The sequence below is a fragment of the Ruegeria sp. AB5 genome, from assembly GCF_056542645.1.
The window spans coordinates 1-7,174 of sequence record NZ_JBQGAE010000034.1; the positions used below are offsets into that span (position 1 = coordinate 1).

A 7,174-nucleotide genomic window follows, 5' to 3' on the forward strand; every position below is an offset into this window, starting at 1 on the left:
GCCCAAGGCCGCCAAGGAGAATCGGCACAGCCGATTTACCTGCGGGCGCGGGAGCTATTGCTGCACCAGCCTGCTATTCGTATTTTTCAAGAAACGCCTCGGCATTCAGGGTGCGAAAGTCGGGAAGAGCTGCACGCAAACGTGCGTTGTCCCAATCCCACCAGCACAATGCAAGCATCCGCTCTGCAAGCGTTTCGGAAAAGCGCGGGCGAATTTCCGTCGCCGCAACGCCACCGACAATAGAATAGGGCGCGACGTCCCGAGTCACCACCGCGCCTGACGCGACAATGGCGCCATGCCCGACGGTGATCTCTGGCTTGATAATCGCCGCATGACCAATCCAGGTATCATGCCCGATCCGCGCCGTGCGACTGGCGCGATGGGCAAACCACGCAGCGTCGTCCTCTTCACCGTCCCAATAGTCCGCTGTCCGGTAGAGAAAATGGTGCTGCGAGGCTTTCTCCATCGGGTGATCCGTCGCCCCAATTCGGGTGAAGCTGGCGATATTGGCGAATTTCCCGATCACGGCATTGGCGATGTCGCAGGTTCGATCGCAATAGGAATAGTCACCCCAAACCGAGTTCGCGACGCGACTGCCCGCGCCAATTTCAACAAATTCTCCAAATCGGCTGTTGGTGATCTGGCAATCAGGGTGAATGTACGGTTGATCCGCGCGCAGTCGTGCCATTGTCTCTGTCCCGTTTGAAGTCACGGTAGCAGGAAGGGTTTGCAATCAGGGTTACGCGGCTTGCGCGCCTTGCCGGTCTGACCCTGTATCAAGCGTCGCCGCAACCAGCCCGAGAACCAATCCATCAGCATCACCATTAATATGATCAGAACGATGTAATAAGCCACCTCTTCCCAATCCTTCTGGGTGATGATGGCTTGCGTCAGCAACAACCCGATGCCGCCGCCGGTGATCGCACCGATGACAGTTGCACTGCGGGTGTTGGATTCGAGGAAATAGAGCAACTGGCTCAGCAATATCGGTGTGACCTGCGGGATGACCCCGAACCGATACCGCTGCGGCGCGCTGGCGCCGGTCGATTGCACGCCTTCGATTTGCTTCTGATCCACATTCTCAAGGGCTTCCGAGAAGATTTTGCCGAATGTCCCGGTATCCGTCACCAGAATGGCCAGCGCACCGGTCAGCGGGCCCGGACCGAAAGCACGCGCAAGCACCACGGTCCAGATCAGCGCGTCCACCCCGCGGACAAAGTCGAAAACCCGCCGCGTGGCAAAGCGCACAGATCTCAGCGGATTGAAGTTCCGTGTTGCCATGAAGGCCAGGGGAAGGGCGACCATGGCCGCACCGAACGTGCCCAGAAACGCCATCAGGATCGTCTCAAAGATGGCCCAGGCTACATCCTGATGCCGCCACATCTTGTTGGTCCAGAAATCGTTGAAGATCGCCCCACCCTCACCCGAGGCCGCACGCCCGGCCACCTCAGGGAACGACATGCCGTAGTAGGGACTGTCGAGCGTAAACCAGAACAGCTCCCATCCGGTGAAATAGCGGAAGACCTCGGACCTGTTGCGGGTGACCGTCAGACGCCCTGCATCCGTTGTGATTGCCATCCGGTTTTTCGAGATATTGATCCATTCGGGCACCTCGCCGGGCGGCAGTTCCGCCTGCACCCCGGCTGAACGGGTGGGCGTGGCCCTGACAGTGCCATAGCCGGGGATGTCGTATTCCACGGTTTCGGCGCCAAACCGCACGATGTGACCGTTTTCCAGATCGATCACAGTGGTGTCACCCAGCGCCACCCAGTCAGGCGCCTGCCCGTCCGGGTATCTCCCCTTACGTTCACCTTCTATGGCCACCGAGACCTCACCGCTGCGGTTGTCGCGCTCGACATGGGTTTTGTAGCTGTAGGTGTCGGATATCAGGGTCTTGCCGTTGTCCCAATTGGCGCGTTCGGCCAAACCCGGCACATCAAAGGCAAAAAACACGTAAACAAGATAGGCCAGAACCAGACCTGGCAGGCCAAAGTTCACCAGGCGTTTGCGGCTGAACAGGCGATCTGCCTCGGCTTTCAGTTCGTCGATACTCAGATCGGTTGCGAAGGTGCTCATGCCGATGCTCCTTTTTCCGACCCGTGGGTCAGGCGATCGCGCAGGATACCCGATAACTGATCCACGACGACGATGGTGACAAAGAGAAGAAGGAAGATGGCGGCGGCCTCATCATAGCGCCCCTGCCCCCAGGACATCGCATTCCGCAGCTCGTACCCAAGGCCTCCCGCGCCAACAAAACCCAGAATGGCCGAAGCGCGTATGTTGATCTCGAACCGGAGCAAGGCATAGCTTACGTAATTTGGTCCAACTTGCGGGATCACACCCAGATACATGCGCTGCGACCAGTTTGCACCAACCGACTGCAGCCCTTCGACCGGTTTGAGCGACGCGTTTTCATTGACTTCCGAAAACAGCTTTCCCAAGGCCCCTGCGGTATGAATGGCGATGGCGATCATCGCCGGAACCGGACCCCCGCCGAGAATGAAGATCAGAACCAACGCAATCACGATCTCGGGGATTGCACGACAGACATCCGCGATGCGCCGAAACAGGGGAATAAGCGCCGGCCACAGAGCCATGCCCCGCGTTGACATCAGGGCCAGAAACGTTCCCGCAATCGTTCCGATCAATGTCGATGCTGCCGCAATGTTCAGGGTCTCGACCAAGGCCGGGAAGAACTTGGCAAGATTGACCGGCATCTCGCCGATCTTTTCCCATGCCTCCGACAGAACTTCGGAGGGGTAGTCGAAGATACGGGTCCACCCGTCGCTGAAACTGCCCGCGTTGCGATCATCGGCAATACGAAACCCAGAGGCCATGACAGCGACAAAAAGGATCAGAAGAATACCACCGTAGACCCGCTTGCGCCGCGTCATTGAGGTGTAGTCGTCGCGTATTTCATCAACGCCGGGGGACCCCGCGGTCAGGTCTGTCATGGAATGCTCCTGAGTGGAAAAACGGGGCCCGGCGAATACCGGACCCCGATCTTGGGGATGCGCTGGCTCAGTTGGACTTCAGCTTGCGCGCTTCGATGATGACTTCGTACGCTTCGTGGGTGATTGGATCGAAGCTTTTTGCCTCGCCCGCGGCCACACCGTAAAAGCAGTCGCGATCCTTCTCGCTCAGGTCGTCCCAAAGTTTGGTCATTTTCGCCTTCACCTCTTCAGGCAAGGATTTGCGGATCACAACCGGACCTTCGGGGATCGGCTTGGATTGCCAGATCATGACCATGTCGTTCATGTCGACCAGACCCGCGTCAACCGCACGACGCAGCGCGCCCGAGTTGAAACCGTCTTCCCATTCACCCAGACCGTCGGCCCAGGTCACGCCACCATCAACATCGCCATTGTTCACAGCGACGATTGTCTGCTCGTGACCACCGGTGAATTTCACTTCACCAAAATAGTCGCCTGAATCCATTGTTGCCCCGGTTGCCTGCGGAATTTCGATCGAAGGGATCAAATAGCCCGAGGTCGAGTTCGGGTCACCAAAGCCGAATGTCTTGCCCTTCATGTCTTCCAGCGAGGCGATGCCGCTGTCCTTGCGCGCGAAGCCGACCGAATAGTAGCCGTATCCGCCATCAACGTTGACTTTGACCAGAACCGGTTCAACCGCTTCGGGATCGGACAGATACGTCTTGGCGTAGCTCGACGCGCCCAGCCACGCCATGTCGATGGTGCCGCCCAGCAGCCCCTGGATCACACCGTTATAGTCAGCGGGGGCAAACAGCTTGGTTTCAACACCCAACTCTTCTTCGGTGTACTGGCGCAGGCATTCGTTGTTGTTCAGACGGTCCTGAGCGTTTTCGCCGCCCAGAATACCGATGCGGAATTCGCTGATGTCTTCGGCCAGTACAGGCGCAGCCAGTGCAGTCGTGGCAACAAGGGCAGCAATTAGTTTTTTCATCTGTCTCTCTCCAGGTTGATGTCCCCGGCCTCTCATCGGGCCGGGCGATGAAAGGGGTTGTCGTGCTCAGATGGTGGCTTCCGCTTCCATCAGTGCTTTTTGGGTCGCGTCGAGCGTTTCGATCTCGGTCGAGGTCGCCTCTTCCGAGAAGCTCGCATCGGCCCCGTAGATTTCGCGGGCGACACCGGTGGTCAGTTGTTCAGGAAGCCCGTCAAAGACGATGCGGCCATCGCGCATGCCGACGACGCGGTCGCAATAGCGGCGGGCGGTGTCCAGCGTGTGCAGGTTTGCGATGACCGTGCGGCCATCCTCTTCATGGATACGGCGCAGGGCTTGCATAACCACCTGCGCGTTCATCGGATCCAGCGAGGCGATGGGTTCGTCGGCCAGAATGATCTTGGGGTCCTGCATCAATGCCCGCGCAATGGCGACCCGCTGCTGCTGACCACCCGACAGCGCCTCGGCCCGCTTGGGTGCATGCTCGGCAATGCCGAGGCGATCCAGAATATCGATGGCCCGGTGTATTTCGCTCATGGGGAACAAGTTGAACATGGTCGCCAATGTCGAGTGGCGGTTCAATGTGCCGTGCAGAACATTCGACACCACGTCCATGCGAGGAACCAGATTGAACTGCTGGAAGATCATCGCGCAATCAGCCTGCCAGGCGCGTTTCTCACGACCCTTCAATTGCGTGACGTCGCGGCCGTCGAACAGGATTTGACCGCCAGAGGAATCCGTCAAACGATTGACCATCCGCAACAAGGTTGATTTGCCCGCCCCCGAGCGCCCGATGATGCCGATCATGCAGGGCTTGTCCACATCCAGCGTCGCAGCGTCCACGGCTATATTGTCGCCAAAGCGTTTGGTCAGTTCTTTGATCCGCAGCACCTGCCACCCCCAAGCTCATGTTGGCGGTCAGCTACAGATGCCATTAAACGGATATATGTCAGTGCGGTGAAAGTTTTGTAACGACGCACTTGCCACAGGGGCTACCCATTGCGGTACGGCGCGGGTATACGCGTCCCCGACTCTTTTGCTGACACGAGACCGCCATGAGCTTTGACCGCACCATCAAGATCGCCCCGTCGATCCTGTCCGCCGATTTCGCCAATTTCGGCGCCGAAATTCAGGCCATCGAGGCGCAGGGCGCTGATTGGGTGCATATCGACGTGATGGATGGCCATTTCGTCCCGAACCTGACCTTTGGCCCGCCAGCCGTCAAAGCCTTCCGCCCGCATGTCAAAACGGTGATGGACGTGCATCTGATGATCGCGCCGGTTGATCCCTATATTCAGGCCTATGCCGATGCCGGGGCAGACATACTGACCGCTCATATCGAGGCCGGGCCGCATTCGCACCGCACCCTGCAGGCCATCCGCGCCGCAGGAATGAAGGCAGGTATCGCGCTGAACCCGGGCACCCCGGCCGAAGCGGTCGAGCATTTACTGGACCTGACCGACCTCGTCTGCGTAATGACCGTGAACCCCGGCTTTGGTGGACAAAAGTTCATCGACATGACCGGCAAAATCCGCAAGCTGCGCCAGATGATCGGCGACCGCCCCGTCCATATCGAGATTGATGGCGGCGTTGATCCAAACACCGCCCCTCTGGTCGCGGCGGCAGGCGCCGATGTCCTGGTTGCCGGATCGGCTGTCTTCAGAGGCGGATCGGTGGATCAGCCCGAGGTTTATGGCGAAAACATCCGCGCTGTGCGGGCCGCGGCGAATTCGGCGCTGTAACCCATTAGTCCTGACGCATGCCCGAGATCACCCGGCGCATGAGGTCCAGAAACTGGCGTTGCTCCTCGGCGCTCAGGCCCGCAAGCGCCTGAGCGTTTACGGTCTGGGCGGCCTCATACGCGTCTGCGCGAATTCCTGACGCCTTGTCTGTCAACCAGATCAACTGAGCCCTGGCATCGGTTGGATTTTTGGTTCGTTTGACCAGCCCGTCCCGCTCCATCCGGTTGAGCGTGTTGGCCAGGGTCGCCTGCTCGACATCGATTTTGCCAAGCAGTTCTTTTTGCGACACGCCGTCTTTTCGCCAAAGCTCCAGCAAAACCGGAAACTGGCCAACCACAATCCCCAATGGAAAGATGTGCTGCTGCAGGTCCCGGGCAAACAGGCGCGCCATGTGATTGATCAGATATCCGGCCGAGTCTTCTTTCTTGAATTCCATATCGGACAAATACACTTGCATAGCATGCTATGCAATATTATATAGCTCGCTATATTAAATTCATGAGAGGAGTCGAAATGGCACGTATCGAAGAGCTGGACAAAGTCGCAACCTTGGCTGACCAGATGGAAACCGAGGAAGGGCCCGTTGTTCTGATCAACCTGTTCACAGTAGACGCCAAGGACGAAGAGGCGCTGCTGGCCGCCTGGTCACACGACGCGGATTTCATGAAATCCCAACCCGGATATATCTCGACCCAGCTGCACAAAGGCATCGCCAACAGCGCAACCTTCGTGAACTATGCCGTCTGGCAAGATGTCAAAAGTTTCCGTCAGGCCTTCACCAACCCCGAGTTCCAGCGCCGTATTGCTGACTATCCCGACAGCGCAGTGACGCGACCGCACTTGCTGCGCAAGCTTACGGTCGACAACCACTGTGTTGCCTAAGGCGCGAAGTGGAGGCACCCCATGATCAAAACAATCCACCCCATCGCTGGCATTATCGGTTTTCTGACAATCCTGACATTCTGGACGTCCACCCTTTACAGCGAAATCTTCACCTCCCACACAACCGTGGCATCGGTGAAAACCATGATCGTCTACGGCCTGTTTCTGCTGGTCCCAGCCATGATCATTGTCGGGGCCACCGGAATGTCGATGGGAAGCCGGCGCAAAGATGCGCCTGCATTGGCCAAAAAGAAAAGAATGCCGTTCATCGCAGCCAACGGCCTGCTCATTCTGGTCCCCGCAGCACTCTACCTGAACGAAAAAGCCGGGGCCGGATCCTTCGACACCAGCTTCTATATTGTTCAGGTCATCGAATTGGTCGCCGGCGCTACCAATCTGACATTGATGGGTATGAGCATACGAGACGGACGCGCAATGACCGCGCGCAGACGCAGCCAGTCCAGGAGTTAGAGAGCACATTCTTAACAGAAAAAGGCCGCCCCCCGGAGGAGCGGCCTTCTTTGTTTCATCGGTTGGGTCCGAGATTACTCGACGAATAATCTCTTCGCCAGAACCAATTACTCGACGATTTTCGACACAACGCCGGCGCCGACGGTGCGGCCGCCTTC

General features: G+C 58.1%; 9 protein-coding genes. 3 read left to right on the forward strand and 6 right to left on the reverse strand.

The genetic code is table 11. The features are described 5' to 3' along the window. Window positions 1–73: 73 nt before the first annotated feature. The 5 genes from ACR0L4_RS23140 to phnC all read right to left on the reverse strand — a co-directional run bounded on the left by ACR0L4_RS23140 (window position 74) and on the right by phnC (window position 4,812). Entirely contained in the window at window positions 74–688 is a 615-nt protein-coding gene (locus tag ACR0L4_RS23140) for an LbetaH domain-containing protein (RefSeq protein WP_480515535.1), read from the reverse strand. 20 nt (window positions 689–708) lie between these two features. Continuing rightward, window positions 709–2,076, reverse strand: coding sequence for a phosphonate ABC transporter, permease protein PhnE (phnE, locus tag ACR0L4_RS23145; protein WP_480515537.1), 1,368 nt, complete (start codon window positions 2,074–2,076; stop codon window positions 709–711). Beyond that, complete coding sequence (gene phnE, locus ACR0L4_RS23150; protein WP_480515539.1) at window positions 2,073–2,954, reverse strand: phosphonate ABC transporter, permease protein PhnE; 882 nt, start codon at window positions 2,952–2,954, stop codon at window positions 2,073–2,075. The genes phnE (ACR0L4_RS23145) and phnE (ACR0L4_RS23150) overlap by 4 nt, the downstream gene beginning before the upstream one ends. Before the next feature lie 67 nt (window positions 2,955–3,021). Beyond that, window positions 3,022–3,924, reverse strand: a complete 903-nt coding sequence (gene phnD / locus ACR0L4_RS23155; protein WP_480515541.1) for a phosphonate ABC transporter substrate-binding protein — start codon at window positions 3,922–3,924, stop codon at window positions 3,022–3,024. A gap of 66 nt (window positions 3,925–3,990) precedes the next feature. Continuing rightward, on the reverse strand, window positions 3,991–4,812 hold the full coding sequence (gene phnC, locus ACR0L4_RS23160; RefSeq protein WP_480515543.1) for a phosphonate ABC transporter ATP-binding protein: 822 nt from the start codon (window positions 4,810–4,812) through the stop codon (window positions 3,991–3,993). A 164-nt stretch (window positions 4,813–4,976) separates the two neighbouring features. Here phnC and rpe point away from each other — a divergent pair, with 164 nt between their 5' ends. After that, the gene (gene rpe / locus ACR0L4_RS23165) at window positions 4,977–5,663 is read left to right on the forward strand and encodes a ribulose-phosphate 3-epimerase (protein WP_480515545.1); all 687 of its coding nucleotides are present in this window, start codon (window positions 4,977–4,979) and stop codon (window positions 5,661–5,663) included. A gap of 4 nt (window positions 5,664–5,667) precedes the next feature. Here rpe and ACR0L4_RS23170 read toward each other — a convergent pair whose 3' ends face one another. After that, window positions 5,668–6,120: a MarR family winged helix-turn-helix transcriptional regulator gene (locus tag ACR0L4_RS23170; RefSeq protein WP_480515547.1), complete on the reverse strand. Its 453-nt coding sequence runs from the start codon at window positions 6,118–6,120 to the stop codon at window positions 5,668–5,670. Window positions 6,121–6,176: 56 nt separating this feature from the next. Here ACR0L4_RS23170 and ACR0L4_RS23175 point away from each other — a divergent pair, with 56 nt between their 5' ends. Together ACR0L4_RS23175 and ACR0L4_RS23180 are read left to right on the forward strand one after the other, a co-directional pair. Further along, a complete protein-coding gene (locus ACR0L4_RS23175) occupies window positions 6,177–6,545 on the forward strand; it encodes an antibiotic biosynthesis monooxygenase family protein (RefSeq protein WP_480515549.1) in 369 nt (122 codons plus the stop codon). Between the two features lie 21 nt (window positions 6,546–6,566). Continuing rightward, window positions 6,567–7,016, forward strand: coding sequence for a hypothetical protein (locus ACR0L4_RS23180; protein ID WP_480515551.1), 450 nt, complete (start codon window positions 6,567–6,569; stop codon window positions 7,014–7,016). Window positions 7,017–7,174: the final 158 nt, after the last annotated feature.

What these genes read in the sequence shown, in the direction of transcription:
- phnE (WP_480515539.1), bottom strand. Translation starts at nt 2,954, where the DNA reads ATGACAGACCTGACCGCGGGGTCCCCCGGCGTTGATGAAATACGCGAC.
- ACR0L4_RS23180 (WP_480515551.1), top strand. Translation starts at nt 6,567, where the DNA reads ATGATCAAAACAATCCACCCCATCGCTGGCATTATCGGTTTTCTGACA.
- rpe (WP_480515545.1), top strand. Translation starts at nt 4,977, where the DNA reads ATGAGCTTTGACCGCACCATCAAGATCGCCCCGTCGATCCTGTCCGCC.
- phnE (WP_480515537.1), bottom strand. Translation starts at nt 2,076, where the DNA reads ATGAGCACCTTCGCAACCGATCTGAGTATCGACGAACTGAAAGCCGAG.
- ACR0L4_RS23170 (WP_480515547.1), bottom strand. Translation starts at nt 6,120, where the DNA reads ATGCAAGTGTATTTGTCCGATATGGAATTCAAGAAAGAAGACTCGGCC.
- ACR0L4_RS23140 (WP_480515535.1), bottom strand. Translation starts at nt 688, where the DNA reads ATGGCACGACTGCGCGCGGATCAACCGTACATTCACCCTGATTGCCAG.
- phnD (WP_480515541.1), bottom strand. Translation starts at nt 3,924, where the DNA reads ATGAAAAAACTAATTGCTGCCCTTGTTGCCACGACTGCACTGGCTGCG.
- ACR0L4_RS23175 (WP_480515549.1), top strand. Translation starts at nt 6,177, where the DNA reads ATGGCACGTATCGAAGAGCTGGACAAAGTCGCAACCTTGGCTGACCAG.